This window comes from Streptomyces sp. 840.1 (assembly GCF_003751445.1).
GTDB lineage: Bacteria > Actinomycetota > Actinomycetes > Streptomycetales > Streptomycetaceae > Streptomyces.
On sequence record NZ_RJUU01000002.1, the window covers coordinates 968,004 to 992,790 of the forward strand.

The 24,787-nt window shown below is 70.9% G+C and carries 22 protein-coding genes; 10 read left to right on the forward strand and 12 right to left on the reverse strand.

Features of this window, described 5'->3' with window-relative positions:
- Nucleotides 1-52 precede the first annotated feature (52 nt).
- Nucleotides 53-2,500 (reverse strand): RICIN domain-containing protein, encoded by a 2,448-nt coding sequence (locus EDD93_RS30455; RefSeq protein WP_123528696.1) that lies wholly within the window; start codon nt 2,498-2,500, stop codon nt 53-55.
- A 528-nt stretch (nt 2,501-3,028) separates the two neighbouring features.
- On the opposite strand from EDD93_RS30455, the gene EDD93_RS30460 reads away from it, so the two are divergent.
- The 6 genes from EDD93_RS30460 (at nt 3,029) to EDD93_RS30485 (ending at nt 10,492) form a co-directional block, all read left to right on the forward strand.
- Nucleotides 3,029-4,114 (forward strand): ABC transporter substrate-binding protein, encoded by a 1,086-nt coding sequence (locus EDD93_RS30460; protein ID WP_123528697.1) that lies wholly within the window; start codon nt 3,029-3,031, stop codon nt 4,112-4,114.
- Between the two features lie 187 nt (nt 4,115-4,301).
- A complete protein-coding gene (locus EDD93_RS30465) occupies nt 4,302-6,131 on the forward strand; it encodes a sugar ABC transporter ATP-binding protein (protein ID WP_260256001.1) in 1,830 nt (609 codons plus the stop codon).
- On the forward strand, nt 6,128-7,102 hold the full coding sequence (locus EDD93_RS30470; protein WP_123528698.1) for an ABC transporter permease: 975 nt from the start codon (nt 6,128-6,130) through the stop codon (nt 7,100-7,102). Before EDD93_RS30465 ends, EDD93_RS30470 begins: the two co-directional genes overlap by 4 nt.
- On the forward strand, nt 7,099-8,160 hold the full coding sequence (locus EDD93_RS30475; protein ID WP_123528699.1) for an ABC transporter permease: 1,062 nt from the start codon (nt 7,099-7,101) through the stop codon (nt 8,158-8,160). The genes EDD93_RS30470 and EDD93_RS30475 overlap by 4 nt, the downstream gene beginning before the upstream one ends.
- Before the next feature lie 98 nt (nt 8,161-8,258).
- Nucleotides 8,259-9,293, forward strand: a complete 1,035-nt coding sequence (locus tag EDD93_RS30480) for a LacI family DNA-binding transcriptional regulator (RefSeq protein WP_123528700.1) — start codon at nt 8,259-8,261, stop codon at nt 9,291-9,293.
- Nucleotides 9,294-9,418: 125 nt separating this feature from the next.
- Nucleotides 9,419-10,492 carry an aldose epimerase family protein gene (locus EDD93_RS30485; RefSeq protein WP_123528701.1) on the forward strand — a complete coding sequence of 358 codons (1,074 nt, stop codon included), beginning with the start codon at nt 9,419-9,421 and terminating at the stop codon, nt 10,490-10,492.
- 78 nt (nt 10,493-10,570) lie between these two features.
- Here EDD93_RS30485 and EDD93_RS30490 read toward each other — a convergent pair whose 3' ends face one another.
- Complete coding sequence (locus EDD93_RS30490; RefSeq protein ID WP_123528702.1) at nt 10,571-13,591, reverse strand: carbohydrate binding domain-containing protein; 3,021 nt, start codon at nt 13,589-13,591, stop codon at nt 10,571-10,573.
- Nucleotides 13,592-13,884: 293 nt separating this feature from the next.
- Between EDD93_RS30490 and EDD93_RS30495 the strand changes: the two genes are divergently transcribed.
- Together EDD93_RS30495 and EDD93_RS30500 are read left to right on the forward strand one after the other, a co-directional pair.
- Nucleotides 13,885-14,301 (forward strand): thioesterase family protein, encoded by a 417-nt coding sequence (locus EDD93_RS30495; RefSeq protein ID WP_123528703.1) that lies wholly within the window; start codon nt 13,885-13,887, stop codon nt 14,299-14,301.
- An 81-nt stretch (nt 14,302-14,382) separates the two neighbouring features.
- Complete coding sequence (locus EDD93_RS30500; RefSeq protein WP_260256002.1) at nt 14,383-14,781, forward strand: hypothetical protein; 399 nt, start codon at nt 14,383-14,385, stop codon at nt 14,779-14,781.
- Between the two features lie 40 nt (nt 14,782-14,821).
- Here the strand turns inward: EDD93_RS30500 and EDD93_RS30505 are convergent, their stop codons facing one another.
- Nucleotides 14,822-15,781 (reverse strand): SDR family NAD(P)-dependent oxidoreductase, encoded by a 960-nt coding sequence (locus tag EDD93_RS30505; RefSeq protein ID WP_123528704.1) that lies wholly within the window; start codon nt 15,779-15,781, stop codon nt 14,822-14,824.
- Between the two features lie 181 nt (nt 15,782-15,962).
- Here EDD93_RS30505 and EDD93_RS30510 point away from each other — a divergent pair, with 181 nt between their 5' ends.
- On the forward strand, nt 15,963-16,331 hold the full coding sequence (locus tag EDD93_RS30510) for a helix-turn-helix transcriptional regulator (protein ID WP_123528705.1): 369 nt from the start codon (nt 15,963-15,965) through the stop codon (nt 16,329-16,331).
- Between the two features lie 42 nt (nt 16,332-16,373).
- On the opposite strand, the gene EDD93_RS30515 is transcribed toward EDD93_RS30510, so the two are convergent.
- Together EDD93_RS30515 and EDD93_RS30520 are read right to left on the reverse strand one after the other, a co-directional pair.
- Complete coding sequence (locus tag EDD93_RS30515) at nt 16,374-17,744, reverse strand: FAD-dependent oxidoreductase (RefSeq protein WP_123528706.1); 1,371 nt, start codon at nt 17,742-17,744, stop codon at nt 16,374-16,376.
- A gap of 116 nt (nt 17,745-17,860) precedes the next feature.
- On the reverse strand, nt 17,861-18,532 hold the full coding sequence (locus EDD93_RS30520; RefSeq protein WP_260256003.1) for a DUF305 domain-containing protein: 672 nt from the start codon (nt 18,530-18,532) through the stop codon (nt 17,861-17,863).
- Between the two features lie 175 nt (nt 18,533-18,707).
- Here EDD93_RS30520 and EDD93_RS30525 point away from each other — a divergent pair, with 175 nt between their 5' ends.
- Nucleotides 18,708-20,198, forward strand: coding sequence for an LVIVD repeat-containing protein (locus tag EDD93_RS30525; protein ID WP_123528707.1), 1,491 nt, complete (start codon nt 18,708-18,710; stop codon nt 20,196-20,198).
- An 86-nt stretch (nt 20,199-20,284) separates the two neighbouring features.
- Here the strand turns inward: EDD93_RS30525 and EDD93_RS30530 are convergent, their stop codons facing one another.
- The 7 genes from EDD93_RS30530 to EDD93_RS30560 form a co-directional block, all read right to left on the reverse strand.
- Nucleotides 20,285-20,509: a hypothetical protein gene (locus EDD93_RS30530; protein WP_073736035.1), complete on the reverse strand. Its 225-nt coding sequence runs from the start codon at nt 20,507-20,509 to the stop codon at nt 20,285-20,287.
- A 79-nt stretch (nt 20,510-20,588) separates the two neighbouring features.
- Entirely contained in the window at nt 20,589-20,768 is a 180-nt protein-coding gene (locus tag EDD93_RS30535) for a hypothetical protein (RefSeq protein ID WP_123528708.1), read from the reverse strand.
- A 70-nt stretch (nt 20,769-20,838) separates the two neighbouring features.
- Entirely contained in the window at nt 20,839-21,540 is a 702-nt protein-coding gene (locus EDD93_RS30540) for an HAD family hydrolase (RefSeq protein ID WP_123528709.1), read from the reverse strand.
- A 47-nt stretch (nt 21,541-21,587) separates the two neighbouring features.
- On the reverse strand, nt 21,588-22,283 hold the full coding sequence (locus EDD93_RS30545) for a phosphatase PAP2 family protein (protein ID WP_123528710.1): 696 nt from the start codon (nt 22,281-22,283) through the stop codon (nt 21,588-21,590).
- A gap of 256 nt (nt 22,284-22,539) precedes the next feature.
- Nucleotides 22,540-23,475: a M56 family metallopeptidase gene (locus tag EDD93_RS30550; RefSeq protein ID WP_123528711.1), complete on the reverse strand. Its 936-nt coding sequence runs from the start codon at nt 23,473-23,475 to the stop codon at nt 22,540-22,542.
- Between the two features lie 86 nt (nt 23,476-23,561).
- Nucleotides 23,562-24,200, reverse strand: a complete 639-nt coding sequence (locus EDD93_RS30555) for a DUF5134 domain-containing protein (RefSeq protein WP_123528712.1) — start codon at nt 24,198-24,200, stop codon at nt 23,562-23,564.
- A 161-nt stretch (nt 24,201-24,361) separates the two neighbouring features.
- The gene (locus tag EDD93_RS30560) at nt 24,362-24,748 is read right to left on the reverse strand and encodes a VOC family protein (RefSeq protein ID WP_123528713.1); all 387 of its coding nucleotides are present in this window, start codon (nt 24,746-24,748) and stop codon (nt 24,362-24,364) included.
- Between the last annotated feature and the right edge of the window lie 39 nt (nt 24,749-24,787).

The window sequence follows — 24,787 nt, forward strand, 5'->3', positions numbered from 1 at the left end:
CGCCGGGTGGCGCGGGGAGCGGTGCGGGGGGAACTGGGGAACGGTCAGGGGGTCAGACGAGCTGCCAGAGGTGGTCGTCGGTGCCGTTGTCGTCGAACTGGACGACGTGGGCGCTGTCGGCGGTGGACATGTTGTCGACGCCGAGCACCTTGCCCGAGTGCCGGTTGCGGATGCGGTACCAGCCGTCGGCATCGGGAACCAGTTGCCAGAGGTGGTCGTCGGTGCCGTTGTCGTCGAACTGGACGACGTGGGCGCTGTCGGCGGTGGACATGTTGTCGACGCCGAGCACCTTGCCCGAGTGCCGGTTGCGGACGCGGTACCAGCCGTCGCCCTCGGGAACCAGCTGCCAGTCGTGGTCGTCGGTGCCCGTGTCGCCGAACTGGACGACGTGGGCGCTGTTCGCCGTGGACATGGTGTCGACGCCCAGCACCTTGCCGGAATGCCGGTTGCGGATGCGGTACCAGCCGCTCGTCAGCCAGGGCGTCCCGTCCGGACCGGCGGTCGGGAACGAGGTGATGCGCAGCCGCGCCGCCCCCATGGGTACGAGCGTGACCTCCACCACCGGCTCCGTGCTGCGCGCCGGGCTGTCCTGGAGCGGGGTGACGACGTGTTCCCCGTCCGCGGTCCACTCCGGGATCCGGCGGGCCCGCGCGGTCATGGTCAGCGGGGTGCCCTCCAGCGTGAACGGGTTGTCGTCCCTGACCGGGCGCACGGTGTGGGGATGCAGCGAGGCGGCAGGCTTCTTCCCGTCCAGGACGAGCCCGTAGTTCCACGGCCCGGTGGCGTGCACCTCGTACTCGGGGAACTGGTCGGTGCCGCCGGTGCGCCTGTACTCCTCGCCGATCCGCAGCGAGTACGTGAGAGGGCCCCGGTCCACGCTCACGGAGCCGTGGTTGTGCTCCCAGGTGCGTACGGTGGTCGTCTGCGGGAAGCGCAGGGTCACCTTGTCGCCGTCGGCCCAGGTGCGTTCGACGCGGGTGAAGGCGGGACCGGCGGGGGCGTCCACCCGGCGCCCGTTCACCTTGATCTCCGGCGCCTCGCACCAGGCGGGCACCCGCAGTACCAGCGGGAAGCGCAGCTGCCCCGGCGCCTTCAGGGTGAGGGTGACCGAGTCCGTGAACGGGTAGCCGGTCTCCTCGGTGAAGGTGACCTCGGTGCCGCCGGCGACCTTCGCGGTGACCTCGCAGGCGGCGTACATCGCGGCGGCGAGACCCCCGTCGGGGGTGGCGAGCCAGAGCTCCTCGGTGAAGTACGGCCAGCCCATGCCGTAGTTGTGCGGGCAGCAGCGGTACTGGTCGACGCCCGGCAAGAACGCCTGCATCGCGAAGCCGTTCTGGAACTGCCGGTCGTTCTTGGGCGCGTTGTCCAGGTCCACGCTGTTGGCGCTGGTGATGTAGTGGACCGACTTGCCCGAGGGGTCGAGCGAGGCCGGCAGCGAGTTGAAGGCCAGCTCCTCGCAGCGGTCCGCCCACAGCGGGTCGCCGGTGATCCGGGTCAGCAGCTGGTGGCTGGCCATGAACTCGACGATCCCGCAGGTCTCGAAGCCCTGCCGGGGGTCGCCGTGCCCGGGGCGCGCGTTCTCGTCCCCGGCGAAGCCGCCACCGGGGAACTGCCCGTACTGGTCCATGGCCTTGCCGTACGTCCCGTAGGTGTTCCGGGTGTCCTGGGCCGAACCGCTGCGCAGCGCGTACTGGGCGGGCTCGCGGAAGCCCTGCGCGATGTTCACGTTGTGCGGGCTGACCAGGTTGTCGCCCCAGTCGGCCCCGTTCGCGTGGATCTTGTCGGCGAGGTCGAGGAGGAAGGCGTCGCCGGTGCGGTTGTAGAGCCAGAACACGCTGTCCAGCCCGTCGCCCCAGCGCAGCGCGATCCAGCTGGTGTTGAAGGCGCCCGGCCCCTGGGCGTTCATGTAGCGGAAGAACCTGCTGAGGAACGGGATGATCCGGGTGTCGCCGGTGTACTCCTGCCAGGAGCGCAGCGCCTGGACCAGCGGCAGGAAGGGCCAGAAGTCAGGGCCGCCGTTCAGCGACGTGCGCAGCGATTTCGGGCCGAAGAAGCCGTCGGACTGCTGGGTGCTGAGAATGGCGTCGAACCAGCGGCGTACGGCGGCCAGGGCCCGGTCGTCGCCGGTGAGGACCGCGAGGTCGGTGTAGCCGCGCAGCCAGTACGGGACCTCCTCCCAGCCGCCCAGTTCGGGGCGGACCCAGCCGGTGGCGGCGAAGTCGAGGAAGTGGGAGAACTCCTCGTACCGGCCGCACAGGCCGTCCAGTTGGAGCTTCAGCTGTCCGGCCAGCCAGCCGCGTGCGGTGACCCGGCCCGGCGGGAGCTTCAGGAACGCCGTCGGGTGCAGCGGAGCGGCGTTGGGGGAGTAGTGGCCGCCGCGGGCCGGTTTCGCCCGGTGCTCGGCCGCGGTCGCGGTGGTGGCCCAGCGGCCGTTCGCCGCCGTCGCCGCCGCGGCCGTGGCCAGCGCACCTGCCATGAGTTGTCTGCGGTTCAGGGGCATGGAGGGGGCTCCTGCTCTCTGCCGGCCGGGGTTCCGGCTCGGGGAAGGCACATGACACGGGTGGGGCCGTCATGACGCAGCGAACCGGAGGGAGCCGGAGCGCGTGCATGGCGAGATGAGCCGTCGCGGCGGAAAGGGGCTGCGCGGCGCGGTGCTTGCAACGTTGGAAATTTGGCTACCGGCGGTATGACAGCACGGCGTCGGGCGGCTGTCCAGGGTTGCGGCAGTAACCGGGCGCCGGTGGCCGCCATTTCGCCCCGGGCGGCTCCGACACATTTTGGAAACGCATCGACAACGCTCTTGCCGCCCGTGCCGCGCCGCCTATATAACGTTGTAAACCGAGCCGCCGAGAGGCCGCGCAGGCTCTCACGACCGCAGTTCGTGCAGCTGGGGCCCGCCCCCGCGAAGCACTGGCGGGGGTCGTGAGGAATGCAGTGACATCAGCCGCCGTGCGGCCGATGCATCGTCCAGCCATGCCCGACCGCACACCCGCCGGTGTGCCGTCAACCCGCCAAGGAGCCCCCGCGCATGATGATCCAGCGCCGAACCCGTACCCTCGCCGTGGCCTGCCTCCTCGCCGCCACAGCCACGCTGGCCGCCTCCGGCTGCTCCAAGTCGGAGGGCTCGGACAACGCGAGCTCTGACAGCAGCCAGGGCGCCCAGGCGGCCAAGTCCCCCGAGTCCTCCTCCGGTTCCGGCTGCTCGCTGCAGACCTACGGGTCGCCGAAGCTGGACCTGAAGAACGCGGTCGTCGGCTTCTCGCAGTCGGAGAAGGAGGCCAACCCGTTCCGGATCGCCGAGACCCAGTCCATCAAGGACGAGGCGAAGAAGGTCGGCGTCAAGAAGCTCCTCACCACCAACGCCCAGTCGCAGCTGTCCAAGCAGATCAGCGACATCCAGGACATGCTGTCGCAGGGCGCCCAGTTCCTCATCGTCGCCCCGCTGAACTCCGACGGCCTGGAGCCGGCGCTCAAGGCAGCCGCGGCCAAGAAGGTCCCGGTCCTCACCGTCGACCGCAAGCTCAACTCCACCGCGTGCAAGGACTACGTGGCCTTCCTCGGCTCCGACTTCGTCGAGCAGGGAAAGCGCGCGGCGGACGCGATGATCAAGACGACCGGTGGCAAGGGCAAGGTCGCCATCCTCCTCGGCGCCTCGGGCAACAACGTCACCACCGACCGCACCAAGGGCTTCGTCGACCAGCTCAAGGCCAAGGCTCCGGGGCTGAAGATCGTCGCCCAGCAGACCGGTGAGTTCGCCCGCGACAAGGGCCAGCAGGTCATGGAGCAGCTCATCCAGTCCAAGCCCGACATCACCGCCGTCTACGCGGAGAACGACGAGATGGGCCTCGGCGCCGTCACCGCGCTGAAGGCCGCCGGCAAGAAGCCCGGCAAGGACGTCAAGATCGTCTCCGTCGACGGCACCCGCAACGCCGTCCAGGCCCTGGTCAACGGCGAGTACAACGCCGTCATCGAGTCGAACCCGCGCTTCGGCCCGCTGGCCTTCGCGACCGCCCAGAAGTTCTACGGCGGCGAGGAGATCCCGGAGAACGTCATCATCTCCGACCGCGCCTACGACGAGTCCAACGCCAAGGCCTCGCTCGGCGGCGCGTTCTGACCGCGACCGGCACCACCTGCCCGTAGCACCCGCGGGGGCCCGCCGGGCCGGGACCGGCCGCGCGATGAACCGCACGCGTCCCGCCCGGCCCGTACCGGCCCCCGGCGCACCGCCGCCGTGACGCTCCCACCCGTCACGGCGGCCACCGGGCCCACACCCTTGGAAGAGCGGAAGGCCGAGACCAGCCATGGCACCACCCGAAGCAGTACCGCAGCCGCCGGAGCCGGCCGCCGACGTGAAGGAGCCGACCGAGCCCGACGCCCCCGTGAAGGAGGCCACCGAGGCGAAGGACGCCACCGAGGCGACGGGCGCCACCGAGGCGACGGGCGCCCCCGGCACGAGCGCCGTCCCCGGGGCGAAAGACGCCTCCGGCCCGGACGCCGTCACCGGCCCGGACGCCGTCACCGGCCCGGACGCCGTCACCGGCCCGGACGCCGTCACCGGCCCGGACGACGGCTCCGCCCCGGCCGTCCTCGAAGCCCGCGCGGTGAGCAAGCGGTTCCCCGGCGTCGTCGCCCTCGACGGTGTCTCGTTCTCCCTGCGCGCCGGGGAGACCCACGCACTGGTGGGGGAGAACGGAGCCGGCAAGTCCACCCTGATCAAGGTGCTGACCGGGGTGTACCAGCCCGACGAGGGCGAGCTGCGGCTGACCGGCCGACAGATCGCCTTCGCCCGCCCGTTCGAGGCGCAGCAGGCCGGCATCTCCACGATCTACCAGGAGGTGAACCTCGTCCCGCTGATGAGCGTGGCGCGCAACATCTTCCTCGGGCGTGAACCGAAGAACCGTTTCGGCCTGATCGACTTCGGCCGCATGCACCGCGAGACCACCGAACTCCTCGACGGCTTCGGCGTCCGTGTCGACCCCAAGCGGCCCCTGCACACCCTGGGCATCGGTACCCAGCAGATGGTCGCGCTGGCCCGCGCCGTCTCGGTCAACGCGCAGGTCGTCATCATGGACGAGCCCACCTCCTCGCTGGAGCCGCGTGAGGTCGAGACGCTCTTCCGGGTCATCGAGGACCTGCGTGAGCGCGGCATCGCGGTGCTCTACGTCAGCCACCGCATGGACGAGCTCTACCGGATCTGCGACCGCGTCACCGTCCTGCGCGACGGCCGGCACATCCACACCGGCGACCTCGCCGACCTCGACCGCATGCAGCTCGTCTCGATGATGCTCGGCCGCGACATGGCCGAGGTCCGCCGCTCCGGTCTCACCAGCTTCGGCTCCGAGGGCCACGACGCCTCGCGCACCCCGGTGCTCACCGCGTCCGGCCTCTCCCGCAACCACCAGCTCCACGACATATCCCTGTCCCTGTACGCCGGTGAGGTGCTCGGCCTCGGCGGACTCCTCGGCTCCGGCCGCAGCGAGACCGCGAAGGCCCTGGCCGGTGCGCTGAACCTGGACTCCGGCGAGATCGGGATCGGCGGACGTGCGCTGCGCAGGCTCACCTCCGCCGGCGCCATCCGCGCCGGCATCAGCCTGCTCCCCGAGGACCGCAAGGCCGAAGGCATCGTCCCCGGCCTCTCGGTGCGCGAGAACATCGTGCTGGCCGCGATGCCACGCCTCTCCCGCGCGGGTGTCGTCTCCCGCGCCAAGCAGGACCGCATCGTCGAGATCTTCATGAAGCGGCTGCGGATCAAGGCGGCGAGCCCCGAACAGAAGGTCGGCGAGCTCTCCGGCGGCAACCAGCAGAAAGTCCTGCTGGCCCGCTGGCTCTGCCTGGAACCCAAGGTGCTGCTGCTCGACGAGCCCACCCGCGGCATCGACGTCGGCGCCAAGGCCGAGGTCCAGAGCCTCATCGACGACCTCGCCCGCGAGGGCCTCGCCGTGCTGCTCATCTCCTCCGACATCGAGGAACTCATCGAGGGCGCCGACCGCATCGTCGTCCTGCGCGGCGGCGCGGTCGCGGGTGAACTGGCGGGCGACGAGGTGGCCGAGAGCCATCTGCTCGAAGTGCTCGCCGACCACTCACCGGCGCCCGCAGGGCAGGCCCCGGCCGCTCAGGAGGACCCCCGATGACCCAGGCCACGCTCTCCACCCCCGCCGCCCGCCCGCTGGCGCGGCTGCGCGACCCCGCCTGGTACCAGGAGTACGGGGTGTACCTCGCCGTCGCGGTGGTGCTCCTGTTCAACGCCCTGTTCACCGAGCACTTCATGACCGCGGACAACCTGCGCACCCAGCTCGTCCAGGTCGCGCCCATCGTCATCGTCGCCCTGGGCATGGCCCTGGTGATCGGCACCGAGGGCGTCGACCTCTCCGTCGGCTCGACCATGGCGGTGGCCGCGGCCCTGCTGCCGCTCTACCTCGGCTACGGGCTGGTGCCCGCACTGGTCATGGCGCTGCTGGCCGGCGCGCTCGTCGGAGCGGTCAACGGCACGCTGGTCTCCCTCGTCGGGCTCCAGCCGATCGTCGCCACCCTCGCGCTGTTCGTCGGCGGCCGAGGCCTGGCCCTCGTCATGGCGGACGGCCAGCTCAAGCAGATCGTCAACCCCGACCTGCTCTCGCTCGGCACCGGGTCCTTCCTCGGCATCCCCCTGGTCGTACTCATCGCCGCGGTCCTCGCGGTCGCCGTCGCCTTCCTCGTCCAGCGCACCACCTTCGGCCGCCAGGTCGTCGCCATCGGCGGCAACCGGGCCGCGGCCTCGCTCGCCGGACTGCCCGTGCGCCGCGTACTGATCGGTGTGTACGTGCTCTGCGGGGTGCTGGCCGCACTGGCCGGCATCCTCGCCACCGCCAGGCTCACCGCCAGCGACCCCTCCTCGCTCGGCACCCTCATGGAACTCTCCGCCATCACGGCGGTCGTGGTCGGCGGCACCCCGCTCAACGGCGGTTCCATCCGGGTGCTCGGCACCGTCGCGGGCGCCCTGCTGATGCAGCTCCTGCGCGCCACCCTCGTCAAGCACGACCTGCCCGACTCCACCGCACAGATCGCCCAGGCGGCCATCATCATCGCCGCCGTCTACGTCGCCCGGGAGCGTCGGTCCCGATGAACGAAACCTCACCCGCACCGGTGGCCCAGGCCCCGGCACCGCGCAAGACCCCCGCAGCCGCGGGCGGCGGCGCGCCCCGCCCCGTGACCGGCGCACCGCCCCCGCTCGGGCAACGGCTCGCCGAACTCCTCCAGCGTCAGGGCGTGCTCGCGGTCCTGCTCACGGTCGTGATCGTCGCGTCGTTCATCTACCCGACGTTCGCCACCCTGGACAACGCCCGCGGCGTGACCGTCCAGGCCTCTTTCCTGGCCGTGGTCGCCCTCGGCATGACCATGGTCATCATCACCGGCGGCATCGACCTGTCCGTCGGCTCCGTCTTCGCGCTCGGCGGCGTCCTCGCCGCCTGGGCCTCCCAGTGGGGCTTCCTGCCCGCACTGCTCGTACCACTGGTGGCGTGCGGCGCGATCGGACTGCTCAACGGCTTCCTGGTCGCCCGCGCGGGGATGGCACCGTTCATCGTCACGCTGGCCACCCTGCTGGGAGCCCGCGGCATCCTGCTCGCCTTCACCGACGAGGGCGCCACCACCTACCTGGTCCCCAAGGGATCGGCCTTCGCCGAGCTCGGGCAGGGGAGCGTGTGGGGCTTCGGCTACCCGATCCTCATCGCCCTCGTCCTGTTCGGCGTCGGCGGCCTGCTGCTGCAGCGCACCTCGTTCGGGCAGACCCTCTTCGCCGTCGGCGGCAGCAGCGACGCGGCCACCCTGATGGGCCTGCCCGTGGCCCGCACCAAAATGCTGGTCTACACGCTCAGCGGACTGCTGGCCGGACTCGCCGGCGCGCTCAACGCCGCCCGGCTGTCGTCCGGGGTCACCATCGTCGGCGTGGGCATGGAGCTCGACGCGATCTCCGCCGTCGTCATCGGCGGCACCCTCCTGATCGGCGGCGCCGGCTCGATCAGCGGAACGCTCTGGGGCGTACTGCTGCTCGCCGTCATCCAGAACCTGATCAACCAGATCGGCTCGCTGAACTCCTCGTACCAGTCGGTGGTCAGCGGAGGGTTCCTTATCGTTGTCGTCGTGGCGCAGCGCTATCTGGCGCGCAGCCGCAGAACCACTTGAACCTGTGCCGGGGCCCCGGGCCCCGGCACAGGCCGAGCCGAACCGGCGCAGCCGGGCCACCGCGCGTCAACGCGCGTCAAGTCGATTCAGGGAGTGCCGTGGGCGTCAGCCTCAAGGACGTTGCGCAACGGGCGGGCGTATCCATCAAGACCGTGTCGAACGTGGTGAACAACTATCAGCACGTCACACCGAAGATGCGCGCCAAGGTGCAGCAGGCCATCGACGAGCTCGGCTACCGGCCGAACCTCACCGCACGGCATCTGCGCAAGGGCCGTACGGGCATCATCGCCCTCGCCGTCCCCGAGTTCGGCAACCCGTACTTCGGGGAGCTGGCCGGGGAGGTCGTCGACGCGGCCGCCCGGCACGACTACACCGTGCTGGTCGACCACACGGGCGGGCTCCGGGAGAAGGAACTCCTGGTCAGCCAGGGATTCCGGTCCCATGTGATCGACGGCCTCATCCTCAGCCCCATCCACCTGGAGACCGAGGACCTGATGGCACGGGCCGAGACGGCCCCGATGGTGCTGCTCGGCGAGCGCGAGTACGAGGCGCCCTACGACCACATCGCCATCGACAACGTGGCGGCCTCCCGGGAGGCCGTACGCCACCTCATCGACCAGGGCAACCGGCGGATCGCCTTCCTCGGCTCGCGCACCGGCCGCGAACGGCAGCCGGCCCACCTGCGGCTGCGCGGCTGGCGGGAGGAGCTCGCCGCCGAGGGCATCGTCCCCGACGAGTCACTGGTCGTCGTCACCGACGGCTACGGCCGCGAGGACGGGGCCACCGCGATGGCCGCCCTCCTGGACCGGGGCGAGCAGCCCGACGCCGTGTTCGCCTACAACGACCTCATCGCCATCGGGGCGATGCGCACCCTCTCCGAACGCGGTCTGCGCATCCCCGAGGACGTCGCCGTGGTCGGCTTCGACGACATCGAGGAGAGCCTCTACGGGGCCACCACCCTCACCACGGTCGCCCCGGACAAGGAGGCCATCGCCCGGCTCGCCGTCGACAGCCTCGTGGAGCGACTCTCCGGCGACGCGTCCCCCGCCCCCCGGCGCCCCCGGCCCGGCTACCGGCTCATCGTCCGGGAGTCCACCGTCCCCCGGCCCCCCGCACGGCCGGCCGGAACCTAGGGCGTGTTTCGAAAGCAGCGTCGTCCGCCGGCAGGGCGGGCGTGCCGGACGCCGCCACGCAGACGGGACTTTCGAAACACGCCCTGGTACCCCTCCCGGCCGTCCGCTCCTCGCAAGGACCTCTGATGCCTCGCCCCACCGTGAACCGCAAACCGTTCGGCGCCCATGGGAACACGGACGTCGATGTCTGGACGCTCGACTCCGGCAACGGAGTCCGCGCCGAGATCCTCACCTACGGCGGCATCCTGCATCGTCTGACCGTGCCGGACACCGGGGGAGCCCCCGCGTCCGTCGTCCGGTCACCGGCGGACCTGGCCGGCTACACGGGCGGCAGCCCGTTCTTCGGCGCCCTCATCGGCCGCTTCGCCAACCGCATCGCGCACGGCCGCTTCACCCTCGACGGGGCGGTGTACCAGGTCCCCGCCACCGACCGGGGACACGCTCTGCACGGGGGGCCCGGGGGCTTCCACACCCGCGTCTGGCAGGCCGACGGGGAAGCCACCGACGTGGCCGCGAGGCTCCGGCTCACCCTGCACAGCCCCGACGGCGACATGGGATTCCCCGGTGCGCTGGACGTCACCGTCACCTACGTCCTCGACACGGCGGGCACCCTCACCCTCGGCTACACCGCGACGACGGACCGCCCCACCGTCGTCAACCTCACCAATCACGCCTACTTCGACCTCGCCGCCAAGGGAGACATCCTCGGCCACACCCTCCAGGTGGACGCCGACAGCTACCTCCCCGTCGACGAGGACGGCATCCCCGAAGGGCCGGCCGCGCCGGTGCACGCCACCCCGTTCGACCTCACCACCCCGCGCACGGTCGGCGACCGGATCGCGCTCCCCGACGAACAGCTGCGCAGGGCGGGCGGCTTCGACCACTGCTGGATCATCCGGGACCGCAACACCGGTCTCAACCGCGCCGCCCGCCTCACCGCCCCCGGGGGCGGGCGGATCATGGAGGTGTGGACCACCGAACCCGGCATCCAGGTCTATACCGCCAACCAGCTCGACGGCACCCTCGCCGCCCTCGGCGGCGGCCGCCACGAACGTCACAGCGCCGTCTGCCTGGAGACCCAACACCTTCCCGACTCACCCAACCGGCCGGACCACCCGGGCACCGTGCTGCGCCCGGACGAGGTCTTCCGCAGCCGGACCGAGCTCAGGTTCCCGCACCTCGCGCCCGGCGCGGCCTGAGCCCCCGGCCGCGAGCGTGAAACGGCCCGGCCCGCGGATGTCGTACTCTCCGCGGGCCGGGCCTCCTGCTGTGCCGCGCTACTTCAGGTACGGACCCGCCGCCCCGACCTTCCCCGGAGCGGCGTTGCGGCCGCCGAGGTCCAGGACGTAGACCCGCATGTTGCCCTTGCCGGGGGCCGCCACGGCCAGCTTGCCGTCCGTCACCACCTTCGTGTCACCGGTGACGGCGTCCTTGTAGGTGCCGTTGGGGACACCCGTGTACGTGGCCGCGGAGGTGACCGTCACCAGGGCGAAGCTGTCCACTCCGCTCGCGGCGTCGGTGTAGCGCCGCTTGTACGCCATCTGCCCGGTGATGCCCTCGGTGGAGTACTGACCCATCTGCAGGGCCGGCACCGCACGACGGATCTCGTTGAGCCGCTGGACGTGCTTGACCAGCGGCTTGCTCAGCGTGTTCGCGACCTCGCCGGTGGCCGACGAGACCTTGCCGAAGTCGGAGGCCTCGACCGTGCCCGCGACATGGTCGCCGTAGTAGGCGCGGCCGGTGGTCGCCAGCGGGCAGCTGGGCCCGCAGTCGATCTTCTTGCCGGCCTGGAACTCGATCTCCGATCCGTAGTAGAGCGTGGGGATGCCGCGGAACGTCCACATCAGGGCCATGTTCTCGGCCCAGGCGTCGGTGCCGCCCGCATAGCGCTCACTGCTCTTGTTGGGGCCGTAGTCGTGACTGTCCACGTAGACGACGTTGTACGTGGCGTCGTTGTAACTGTCGTCCGAGTCCTTGCCGTTGTTGTAGGCGTTGTTGGCGTCCCCGAAGTTCATGTGCATCCGCATGTCGATGACGTTCATGCCGGAGAACTTGCTGTGGTCGGGGGTGTGATAGGCGTTCCCGTCGAGGAAGGCGTTGGTGGACGTCGGCTGTGCACCGGTGCCCAGCTTCTCCTCGTAGTCGTACATCTCCAGGGCGGCCTTGGTGTCGTCGGCGTTGTACTCCTTGCGCTCCTTCCAGGTGAAGAACTGCGCGGAGTGGTTGACCGAGCCGCGGTTCCACTTGTCGTTGACGAACGCGCCCACCTCACCGAAGACGAAGAAGTTCTTCGCCGCCTCAGCGCCGAACTGCTGGGTGACGCGCTCCTGGATCGCCGGCAGGAACCGGCGGTTCCAGGTGGTGCGTGGAATGTGGACGGCGGTGTCGATCCGGAAGCCGTCGACGCCCATGTCGATGTACTTGTTGTACGCCCCGATCAGGTAGTTCTGGACGGGGGCGGACTCGGTGTTGAAGTCGGCCAGATCGTCGTGCAGCCAGCAGGAGCGCGAGTCCTCTCCCTCCCAGTTCCCCAGCCAGCAGTTGTGGTAGTACTGCTTCGGGAACATGCCCGAAGTCGGGTTGGGCCACTGGCAGTTGTAGATCCGGTAGCCCTCAGGGGAGGTGTACTGCGTGGGCTTCCCCCAGTCCACGCAGGTGTTGCCGGCCGGCTCCGCGGTCGACCACAGGTCACCGTTGTAGTACGACTTGCCGGTCTTGGGGTCGATGGTCAGACCGTCGTACTCGAAGCCGTCCTGCTTCTCGTCGTAGTACCAGCTCCACTGGTCGTCCCGGACCCCGTAGACGGTCGGCGTGTACAGGCCCTTGGCGCCCCAGCGCGAGGAGTGGTTGTAGACGACGTCCTGGTAGATCTTCATGCCCTTGGCGTGCGCGGCGTTGATCAGGTCCTGGTACGAGGCGCCCGCCGATTCGAGCCGGGGGTCGACCTTGTAGAAGTCGTAGCCGTGATAGCCGTGGTAGTCGTAGTCGGACCGGTTCAGGACCACCGGAGTGATCCAGATCGCGGAGAAGCCCAGGCCCTTGACGTAGTCGAGCTTGTTGACCAGGCCCTTGAAGTCGCCCCGGAACATGGGGTCGTTGTTGGCGGCGTTCCCGGACTTCACATCCTGGTTTCCGCCCCTGTTGTTGCTCGTGTCCCCGTCGTTGAAGCGGGCGGTGAGGACGAAGTAGATCGGGTCCTTGCGGGGGTCGGTGCCCAGCGGCTTGCCGGCTGCCGGAGTCGCGGGCCTGGTTCCCGTGGTCGCCTTGGCGGCGGCGGACGGCGCCGAGGTGTTGCCCGCCGCGTCGACCGCCCTGACGGTGTAGCTGTACGCGGTCTTCTCCTCGAGGTTGGCGTCGGAGAAGACGGTCGAGCCGACGTCGCTCACCATCGTGCCCTTGCTGCCACCGGTACGGGTGACCTGGTACTTCGTCACTCCCCGGTTGTCGCTGGACGGTTCCCAGGTGAGGACGACCGACACGCCGTCCGCGTCGGCCTTCACGGTGGCCGGGACGGTGGGTGCCTCGGTGTCCGGCGGTTCGGCGACGCAGGGGTCCGCGGCGTCCTTGGTGACCTTCCGGTCCTTGACCGTGGTGACCCCTGCGGGGATGCGGTAGTCGCTGCCGTTGTTGTTGTCCCAGACCCCGTTGCCGTTGTTGAAGGCGGCCTGCATCTCCGTGGCGCTGCCGAGGTCGACCGACCGCTTCACCCAGCCGGTGCAGGCGGCTTCCATGCCGACGCCGGGCACGGTGGTCCAGGCGCCTCCGGCGGGCCGGTAGTGCAGGTTCGTGGTGCTCCAGCCGACGGTCTTGGTCGAGTAGTAGACCGTCGCGCCGTTCCCCGTACCCGGCGAGGGCTCCTGGCCCGGATCGGTCCCGGCGCACGGATCGCTGTGCGCCACCACGCCGTCCTTGACGGTGATGGTGCCGGTCCCCAGCGCGTAGTTCTTGCCGGAGTTGTTGTCCCAGACGCCCGATCCGTTGTTGAAGGTGGCGGCCAGCCCCGATGAACTGCCCAGCGGAACGGTCTTCTTGACCCAGTCCGTGCAGGCGGCCTCCATACGTGTGCCGGGCACGGCCGTCCAGGAGCCGCCGTCGGGTGCGTAGTGGAGGTTGTACGCGGTCCAGTCGCGGGTCTTGGTGTAGTAGAAGACCGTGGCGGTGTTCTCGGCGGCCGCCACGGGCACGGCTGACGAGGCGTCCGCCGGATCCGGTACGGCGGTGAGCAGACTCAGCAGCCCGGCGGCGGCCGCCGCTGCTGCCAGAGGGCGTCTGAGCCGTCGGTGGGGGATGCGTTTCATTCGTCTCTCCAGGGGAGTGCGACGGCCACCTGGCCGTCACGGCCGACAGCGGGCGCTCATCGAGCACCCGCAGGTCCCGCCGGAGAACCCGGACGCGCCTCGGGGTTCGGGCGAGCAGTGCTTCCGACAGCAAGAACCGTCTGAATGTTGCTGCAACCTTTTGCGACCAGGAAGTTACCCGTGCATGACAGGTACGTACAGGGTCCGGACGGTGACGATTGCGGGGGGACCCGGCGGCGTGCGCTGCCGTCCGGCGGGGGAATGCCGGATCACGCCGTGCTGTTTCGACGTCCATGACCTTCTTTGTTGACGTCACCGTGCGCGGCTACGAGCTCGACACCCAGGGCCATCTGAACCAGGCCGTATACCTCCAGTACGCCGAGCACGCGCGCTGGGAGCTGCTGCGGGCCGCCGGACTGCCGCAGGACAAGCTGCTGGCCGACGGGGTGGGGCCGGTCGCACTGGAGGTCACGGTGAGGTTCCGCCGCGAACTGCGGGGCGGCGAGCGGGTACGGGTGTCCTGCCGGTTCGACTACGGCGAGGGCAAGACCTTCACGGTCGCGCAGCAGATCCTCAAGGAGGACGGCACGGTCGCGGCGGACATCACGGGCGTTGCCGGCATCCTCGACCTGTCGACCCGCAGGCTGGTCCCCGACCCGGGCGGCCGTCTCGCCTCGCTCGCCAAGGACCCGGAGCTGCTGGCCGGCTGACGCCTACTCACATCGCGGGCCCGGACGGGGCCATATCGGCAGAGCCGTCCCGGCGCGGCGGCCGTCCGGCAGGATGGCCGCGTGTTGGTCAGAACAGAGACGGTGCGGCAGGCCCCTTCGACGCCCGCGGTGGTCCGCGTCCACTGCGCGGTGGGAACCGCGGTGGTGCACTGGCGGGGCGCCCCGGACGGGCCGGGCGCCGAACACCATGTGGAGTGGACCGTCGACGAGGGCATCGACTGGGCGGTGAACACACGTCCGGCGGCCTCCGCGACGCCGAAGCTGTCGCAGGAGGCCGGCCGCGTCGTCTTCCGGGGCCGCCTCAGCCTCAGGGAGGACGACGTGGCCGTACTGGACATGGGCGGCGCGCTGATCCTGCTCGATCTGGCAGGTCCCCGGCCCCCGGACGGCGCCGACGGGTCGTGGATCGAGATTCACGTGGGCCGGGACCACGTCAGCGTCTGGCCGTACCTGCCCTGACCCCCGTCGGCCCCGGACGACGGCTCTCCCGCGCCCGTCGTCAGAACGCGTCGAGCCCGGTGAGCCCGGCGGACAGTTCCCACAGCCGCGACGCCGCTTCGCGGTCGGTGGCCCATGGCTTGACCCCGCCGACGAGCATGTCCTCGGTGGTGGCCGGTTCCGCGATGTCGCAGTCCTGGCAGTAGGCGCCCCCGTCACCGTCGAGCAGCGGTGACGTCGCGGCCCATACGGCTGTCGCCGCGCCCTGCTGCGGGGTCTTGAAGCCCGCGGACGGCGCCCCGTCCGGGGTCACCCAGCCCTGCGCGAGCCATTCCTCGCGGGGGATGTGGCGCTGCAGCGGGGTGAGGATGCTGCCGGGGTGCACCGCGAATGCCCGCAGCCCGAGGCCGGAGCCGAGGCTGTCGAGGTGGCGGGCGAAGAGGGCGTTGGCGGTCTTGGACTGGGCGTAGGCCAGCCAGCGGTCGTAGCCGGTGCGGAAGTGGATGTCGTCCCAGCGGATGCCGGACAGGAAATGACCGGACGAGGCCACGGACACCACCCGTGCCCCTCCGGAGGCCGAGGCCAGGGCCGGACGGAGACGCTGGACGAGCGCGAAGTGCCCGAGGTGATTGACCGCGAAATGCGCCTCCCAGCCGGGACCGGTCCGTGTTTCCGGGCAGGCCATGATGCCCGCGCTGTTGATGAGGATGCCGAGGGAACGGCCGGTGTCCAGGAAACGGCCGGCGAAGGCGCGGATGCTCTCGGGATCCGCCAGGTCGAGAGCGTGCACCTCTGCTCCGGGGACCTCGCGCAGAGCGCGTTCGGCGGCCTCGGGACGGCGGGCGGGGACGACGACGTGTGCTCCCGCCCGCACGAGGGCGCGGGTGGTCTCCAGCCCGAGGCCGGAATACCCGCCGGTGACGAGGGCGGTCGTGCCTGTCAGGTCGATGCCGGCGAGGACGTCGTCGGCCGTGCTGTGGGCACCGAATGCGGTGCCGATCCTGCGCTGCTTCGTGATCATCCCCCGACGCTAGGAGCTGGAGTGCACGCCAGGTCAAGATGAGCTGCCGGGGTCCTGGGGCGAACGGCGTCCCGCGACCACCGGTGTCCTCCGGTCATCCGTGTGTGCGAAGGACCGGCCCCGAGCTACGACGGATCTCGTATTATGGGAGCCCCGGACGAAGCGACGATGTGGAGCCACCGTGACCCCTGCCAGTGCCACAGAGCCGGCCGTCGGCGCGCGCACGCTGGCCCACCCGGCGCGTGAGGACATCAGGATCGAGGCGGTGCTGCACGCGCTCTCCGACCCGGTGCGGCTGTGCGTGGTGCGTGAACTGGCTGCCGCCGAGGAGGAACTCACCTGTTCCCGGTTCGACCTGCCGGTGACCAAGTCGACCACCACCCACCACTTCCGGGTGCTGCGCGAGAGCGGTGTCGTCCAGCAGATCTACCGGGGCACCGCCAAGATGAACGGGCTGCGCCGGGAGGATCTGGAGGCGCTGTTCCCCGGACTGCTGGACCGTGTGCTCGACGCGGCGAACCGGCAGGCGGACCGGCTCGGCGAGGGCTGACCGCCTGCGCCACCGCCGCCAGCGATACCGCCGTGGGCGCCCCTACCCGCCGTCGCCCCGTGCCGCGTCCAGCAGGCCCGGCCAGTCCGGGATCTTCACCTGCCCGCGGCCGAGCGACCGCCCCAGGGCCGCCTCGGCGCGCTCGATCGACAGCCAGCCGTCCCACTCCACCGGGCGCAGCCCGTACGCCCGCAGAGCGGCCACCGGGTCCGGGGCCGAGGGGCGTGCGGCGAGCAGCGGGGCGTCCTCGGCCAGCGAGGCGACCGTCTCCTTGGCACACGACCGGTTCGATCCGATCACCCCGGACGGGCCCCGCTTGATCCACCCCGCGACGTACTCCCCGGGCGAGGGGGCCCCGTCCCGCAGCACCCGTCCGGCCAGGTGGGGCACTGTCCCGCGCACCGGGTCGAAGGGGAGGCCGGGCAGCGGCAGCCCCCGGTAACCGACCGCCCGAAGGACCAGCCCCGCCTCGATCTCCTCGAACGTACCAGTGTCGCACACACCGCCCCTGCCGTCCGGCGCGGTACGGGCGAACCGCACTCCCGCCACCCGTCCCCGGCGTTCGAGGAGCTCGACGGGGCGCAGGTAGAACCGCAGCCCGATGGTCCGGGGCGGCGCAGGTCCGACGGCAGCGGCCCCCGTGGCCCACCCGCGCAGCACGTCGAGGTTCCGGCGCACCATCGCCGGGAGCGGTGGGGAGCCGGGCGTCGTACCGGCGTACGCCGGGTCCCGGACGAGCTCCGCCGGGTCCACGACGACCCGCGCCCCGGGCAGCGCCCCGAGCTCCCGCAGCTCCTTGGTGGTGAACCGGGCTTGCGAGGGGCCCCGCCTGCCGGTCAGGTGGATCTCGCGCACCCGGCTGCCGGCCAGGGCACCGAGCGCGGGCTCCGGCACATCGGTGGGCCGCAGCTCCTCGGCGCCCCGCGCGAGGATCCGCGCCACGTCCACGGCCACGTTGCCGACCCCGATCACCACGGCCGAACGGGCCTGGAGCGCGAAACGGCGTGCGGCGGCATCGGGGTGCGCGCTGTACCAGGAGACGAAGTCGGTCGCGGAGTGGCTGCCGGGCAGCTCCTCCCCGGGGATGCCCAGCGGGCGGTCCGCGGCCGCCCCCACGCAGTAGACCACTGCCTGGTACAGCCGGCCGAGCCGTTCGGGCGACACCCCGTCCCCGCCCACCGGGACATTGCCGACGAACGTGACCCGGTCGTGCTCCAGGACCGCCCGCAGGCTCTGCTGGAGCGACTTGATCTTCTCGTGGTCCGGGGCGACGCCGTACCGCACCAGGCCGTACGGGCAGGGCAGCCGGTCCAGGACGTGCACCCGCAGGCCGGGCAGCAGGGGGTGGCTCACCAGGGCCTGGGCGGCGTAGATCCCGCTGGGGCCGGAGCCGACGACGGCAACACGGTGCACGGCGCACCTCTTCCCGGAGGGTGCCTCCAGCATCGCACCGGTGGGCCCGGCGCGGGAGAGGTGCGCCGGTGCTTCGTCGGGGCGCCCGTGTTTCGTCGAGCTGCGCCGGTGTGCCGTCAGGTGGAGAGGGCGCGCATCCGGCTGATCTCGGTGGTCTGCTGGGCGACGACGTCGTCGGCCATCTCCTCGACCTGGACGTTGTTCCCCTGAGAGAGCACCTCGGTCGCCATGGTGACCGCCCCCTGGTGGTGGGTGATCATGCGCTTGAGGAACAGCTGGTCGAAGGCCTTGCCCTTCGCGGCCCGGAGCTGTTCCAGCTGGGTGTCGGTGGCCATGCCGGGCATGGCGTCGTGGTCGTGGCCCCCGGCCTGCCCGGTCCGTCCGTGGCGGCTGAGCCAGCCCTTCATCGCACCGATCTCCGGCTGCTGGGCCGCGGTGATGCGCTCGGCGAGCCGTTTGACGGCGGCCGAGTCGGAGCGGGCGGGGACCAGCCGGGCCAGCACCAGCGCCTGGGCATGGTGTTCAATCATCATCCGGACGTAGCGGACGTCAGCGGAGTTGGGCGTGTCCACCCCTGCGGCGGCCTTCGCCGCCTCGGTGGCCGAGAGCGTGCGTGCGGGCTCACCGGGCTTTCCGGGCGCCACGACCGAACCGCCGCCGCCCGCCCGGTCCTTCGAGCCGTTGTCACCGCCGCTTCCGTCACAGCCGGCCGAGGTGAGCAACGTCGCGGTCACGGCGACGATGACGGCGAATCCGCGGAACCGCCGGAACTGACGTCGAATCAACAAAGCGACCTCCGTTGATACATGGGTGGTTGCGCTCTGTATTAGCACGTCAACGAACAGGTGTGATCAGAAACTTTCATTACGTCTCTGTTGCCATCTGTTGGGATGCCCATGGCAAGGACGATACTGCCGGAGTCCGTGAACCGGTCAACTACATTCTGATCCATGGGAGGACGCAGTGACCTCGTTGCACACCACCCCGGTGCGGCGCAGACGTCTGGGCGTGGCGGCTGCCGCCGCCGGGCTCTTCGCCACTCTGCTGATGGCCGGACCCGCGGCCGCTACCCCCGACCCGGGAGACTCGGCCTCGACCCCGGAAAAAGTCTCCACGCGTCAGGAGGCGGAGGCGACCGCCGCGATCAGGAGCGGTGAGATACCCGGCGTGGACGAGATCGTCCACAGCCGCAACATCACCCATCTCGCCAACGTCCCCAAAGACGCGCTCCAGGGGCTGAACACGGACCTGGCCTTCCAGGGGAAGTACGCCTTCGCCGGGAACTACGACGGCTTCAGGATCTTCGACATCAGCAACCCGAAGTCGCCGAAGACGGTCGCCCAGGTCCTGTGCCCCGGATCGCAGAACGACATCTCCGTCTCCGGGAACCTGCTGTTCCTGTCGACGGACTCCTCGCGGAGCGACAACTCGTGTGCGAGCACCACCCAGCCCGCCACGGAGAAGTCCTCCTGGGAGGGCATGAAGGTCTTCGACATCAGCGACAAGCGCAATCCGAAGTACGTCGCCGCCGTCGAGACCGCGTGCGGATCGCACACCCACACCATCGTTCCCGAGCGCAAGAACGTATACGTATACGTCTCCTCCTACTCGCCGAGCGAGACGTTCCCGGACTGCCGGCCCCCGCACGACGGGATCTCGATCATCAAGGTGCCGCGCCAGGCACCCGAGAAGGCCCGCATCGTGAACTTCCCGGTGCTCTTCCCGGACGGCGGGAACCCGGGCGCTCCCACCAACCCGGGCGTGTCCAAGACCACCGGCTGCCACGACATCACCGTGCTGCCTTCCAAGGACCTGGCGGCCGGTGCGTGCATGGGCGACGGCCTGCTGTTCTCCATCAAGGACCCGGAGAACCCGCGCATCATCGACCGGGTGCAGGACAACGTGAACTTCGCGTTCTGGCACTCGGCGACGTTCAACCAGCGCGCGGACAAGGTCGTCTTCACCGATGAGCTCGGCGGCGGCGGCGCGGCCACCTGCAACGAGGAGGTCGGGCCCAAGCGCGGCGCCGACGGCATCTACGACATCGTCGGCAAGGGTGATCACCGCAAGCTGGTCTTCCGCAGCTACTTCAAGATCGACCGCCCGCAGGCCGACACCGAGGTCTGCGTCGCCCACAACGGGTCGATCATCCCGGTCAAGGGCCGCGACCTGATGGTCCAGGCCTGGTACCAGGGCGGCGTCTCGGTCTGGGACTTCACCGACTCGTCGAAGCCGAAGGAGATCGGCTACTTCGAGCGCGGTCCCGTCACCCTGGACGAGGTCACCACGGCCGGCCCCTGGTCGGCGTACTACTACAACGGCTACATCTACTCCAACGACATCGAGAAGGGTTTCGACGTCCTGAGGATCGACGACCGGCGCACCGATCCTGCGAAGCGGGTGCGGACTGACGAGCTCAACGTCCAGACGCAGCCCGACTACTTCGAGCGCTGAGTTGACGGCCGGTCCGCCTCACGGCGGGCCGGCCCGCCGGGGTGACCGCCGGTTCGGGCGGCGCGGGCGACCGCCGGAGGGACGTCTCAGGCCGCCTCGTACCGGTGCGCCCGACCACCGCGCCACTCGACCCACTCGGGGCTGTCCAGAATCCGCTCGGGGTCGTCGAGCCCCGCGCCCTCCAGGAACACGATCACATCGTGGTCGGAGTGCGCGAGGCCGAGTATCTGGACCCGCCCGTCGCGTTGCACGGTGACGCGCCGCCCGCCCGAGGGAGAGGGGCGGAAGATCACGATCGGGGGAGGTGTCATGCCTCCAGGGTGCGACGCGACGGAGGGCGCCGCACAGTGAACCGGAAACCCGGCGCCTGGGCGGATCGGGGAGGCGCGCTCAGGCCGCGGACCGGCGGCCGCCGCCCGTGGCGGCCGCCCACTCGACGAGCAGCCGCTGGTACTCCTCCTCGTCCTCCGGCGACAGGCGTCCGCCCGAGCGCTGCCACAGTTCGCGAATGTCTTCATTCACCACTGCGGCGGAACGCACGGAACCGGACGGGCACGGAGTCGGGGACATACGTACCAGGCTAAGGCCACGATGTGACTATCAGACCCATTGGGCGCAAGGGACATCTCTCACATGTTCCTCAGGCAACCTCGGGCACCAGTCCGAGCTCCCGTAGTCCGTGCGGCCGCTCGGCCAGCGGCGCGGGCTCCACGAACCGCACCTCGCAGCCCACTGCGGCGGCTCCGGCGTCCGCGTGCCGGTCGTCCCCGACCATCACCACATCCGCCGGATGCTGTCCGAGAAGTGTGCAGGCGATGTGAAACAGCTGTGCGTCCGGCTTCTGGATGCCGTGCTCGAAGGACAGCGCGTACGCGTCCACGAAGGCGTCCAGACCGTGCGCCCGCAGGACCGGCCGCAGATCCCAGCCGATGTTGCTCACCACGCCGATCCGGACGCCGCCGGCGGCCAGCGCGCCCAGCACCTCGGCCGCGTCCGGATACGGGCGCCAGGCCTCCGGGTTCCGGTGCCGTTCGTAGAGCGCGTCGTACAGCCCGGGATCCGGCAGCGCGACCTGGCGGGCCAGACCGGTGTACGCGGCCCGGTGCGCCTCCGCGCTCTCGTCGCGGGAGGCCCAGACCTCCGCCAGGTGCTCCGGCACCCGCTGTGGAGCGGGCCCGCCCGGCAGCGCGCGGGCGGCCTCCAGCTCCCGTGCGTACTGGCCGAAGGCGGCCTCGTCCACGCTCACCCTGCGCTCGGCGAGGGCCGCGGCCAGCCAGGACCGGACGGACTCGATGCGGAACAGCGTCCCGGAGAAGTCGAAGAGCACACCCTTGATCGCCATGGCCCCGATCCTTGCCGATGCGCCGACGGCCCCGCAAGGATGCCTGTTCAGTCCTTGTGCGAAGGCCGGTCGCGGGCCTCGTACCGGTTGAATCCCGCCACCGCGAACGCGGCCAGTGCGGCCCCCAGCAGCCACCCGCCCAGCACGTCGGACGGCCAGTGCACGCCCAGGTAGAGCCGGGTGATCCCGACCCCCAGGACCGAGACCCACGCCGCCACCAGGGCCGCCCGCCACATCCTGCGGCCGGTACCGTGCCGGTGCAGCAGCCACAGCAGCAGTCCGCAGCTCACCGTCGCGGTCATCGCGTGTCCGGACGGGAACGCCGCGTAGTGGGCGGAGTCCACCGGGTCGGGCCATTGGGGCCGCTCCCGGTCCACGGCCGCCTTGATCCCCTGCTGCAGCAGGCTGGACAGCACGCTCACCGCCGCCACCCAGACCGCGAGCGACCGGGCACCGCGCCACCACAGGGCCACCACGGCGACGGCGATCAGCGCGCGCATCGTCCACGGGTCCCACAGCCAGTCCGTCAGCACCCGGTTGACGTGGACGAGGCCGGGCTCCGTCACCGCCCGCCGGTGAAGCGCGTCGGCGACGGTACGGTCCAGGCTCATCAGCGGGGACCATCGCGCGGCCACCAGGACCAGCAGCGCCAGGAAGAGGGCCGCGCAGGCCGCCCCGCTCCGCAGGACCTGGGCAGAGGCGCGGACGCGGTCCGGGCGGGGGAGCGGCGGGGAGGAGAGCATGGAGCGATCCTCTCCGACATGAGGTGCGCCGGGCCATTCCCGGTGCCCCGGCCCGGCGCGGCGTGTCCCGCCGGACGGGTCTAAAGGTTGTTGCACAAGGCCCGAACGATCTCCAGGGCCAGCCTGCGGTCGCCGCCCAGGCCGGTGGAAAACGGTGCACAAACGGGCAGTTGATCATGCCCGAGATGGCCGAATCCGGGCGTGATCGCCGTTGTGCAACAACCTTTAGGGCCCGCGAAGATCCGCCGGGCAGGCCTTAGCCCAGGGCGCTGATCGCCGGAACGAGCGCGACGAGCAGGGGGATCGCCGGAACGAACGCGGCCGCCGCGGTGAGCCGCAGCCGACGGCCCGCGGTGAGCCGCCCCGCGGGCGCCAGCAGCCGGTCGACCCGGAGCGGCACCTGCGCGTCCGGCGTCCCGGACGGGCCGAACACGCCCCGGTCCTCGTTGAGTTCGACCAGCGCCAGTGCGGTCGTCAGGCGGCCGAAGCGGCGTGACGCCACATCGTCTGCGGCCAGTTCGACGAGCCGGTGCATCTCGCCCCGGAAGGCCGCGAACACCGGCACCTGCGGAAACCCGGACGCCAGCGCCGCCGAGCAGTTCAGCAGCCAGTCGTGGCGGGCCTTCGCGTGCCCCTGCTCATGGGCGAGGACCGCGTCCAGCTGACGGCCCTTCAGTCTGCCCAGCGCCCCTGTGGTGATGACCAGTTGAGGCGCCGATCCGGGCAGCCACCAGGCATCGGGGCGCTCGCCCTCCAGCACCACCAGCCGTTCGCTGCCGGGCTCCTCGCCGGGCAGCAGTGGGGAACGCACCAGGAGTTCGGTGCGCCGCTGCTTGCGCCGCAGTCGCGCCCGGCGGATCTCGCGGCTCAGCATCGCTGCCGTCCACACCCCGCCCAGTGCCAGCAGTACGGCCATCACGGCCGACCACGGACCGTACGCGGCAAGGGCGTAGGCCTCGACCACGGCGCGCGGCGCGGGTGCGAAGACATGACCGCGCACCGCCTGCCAGGCCGCCGCGGCGCTGAACGTCATGGACAGGGCGAAGGAGAGCAGCACGCCCGCCACCACGCACTGCCACACCCACAGCGCCACAACGGGCTCGTGCTCCGGCCATTCGGCCCGCGCCATCAGCCGCGGGGTCACGACGGCGGCCAGTGCACCGAGCAGCAGCAGCGCGAGGGAGACCAACATGGCGTCACCTTATGAGGGGCAAGGCGCGTGCGGGTACGGCTGTGCTCGGCAAGTGACGTACGCCACGGTTTGCCGGGCCCGCCGTCTCACAGGGTGAGCAGCATCGCGAACATGGATATCCCCATGGTCAGACGGCAGGCGAGCGCCAGCTCCGGCCGGTTCGCCCAGCCTGCCGGCGCCGGCCCGCCGGACATCGCGCCGCCCGTCACCGATCCGCCCGCCATCGCCCCGCCGCCCGCCATCGCACCACCCCCGGCCGTCGTCGCGGCCACCGGGATCAGCCGGGCGCCCGATCGCAGCACATAGGCGGCGTAGTAGGCGAGGAGCAGTCCGGTCAGCAGCGGAACGCCGCCGGCCGCGGCCATGGTGTGCGCCCCGTGGCCGCCGTGTGCGGCCGCGCCGGGCCCCGCCATGGCGACGGCCATGTAGACCATCGCCGACGAGCCGACCAGATGATGCAGATGGTGACCGCTGCGGCGGGAGAACCAGAGGGCGCGCAGGGCGGCGACGCCGAACAGCGCCGCGTACACGGCCCATGCCCACGCGGGCGGGGCGACGACGGCGGCGGGCACCGCCATCGCGGCCATGCCGAAGCCCATCAGCGCCTCCGCGCGCGCCGTTCTGCGCTCCTCGCCGGTACCACCACGGGTACGCAGCAGGCAGTACGCGCCCGTCAGCGCGCACAACGCCATCAGCAGCCAGCCGGACATCGCCGGTCCATGCACAGCAGACCTCCCCCGGGCGAACGACATCGCCGTCGCTCCATCGATGCCCGGGGCCGGACACCTGTACGCGGCGCACTGGAGTACTGGGGGAGCGCGCGACGGTGGTGTATTGCGTTACGCCTGGTGCGAGCGGCCCCTGAGGGTGTGAGCGGTCCCGGACGTCAGGGCCTGAACCGCAGCGGATGGTCCTCCGGCACCTCGACGACGGCGATGCGGACCCCGTCCGGATCGGAGATCCACATCTCGTCGAGCCCCCAGGGCTCACGTCTAGGCGCCCGCAGCACCTCCACACCGCGGGCCGACAGCTCCTCGTACGCCGCCCGCACATCGGCCACCTGGAGCCACAGCAGCAGCCCGGGAGCCGGTGGCGCGTCACCGCGGCCGGACACCTCCAGGAATCCGCCGCCCAGGAAGTAGACCGTCCCCCGCTCAGGACCGGTACCGAACTCCCGGTGGACGGGCAGGCCGAGGGACTCCCCGTAGAAGACACGTGATCGTTCGGGATCCGTGGGGCGCAACAGGATCCGGCTGCTCAGCACATGAACCATGGTCCGGAGCGTAGGCCGGTCGGGGAGGGCTACGCTGCT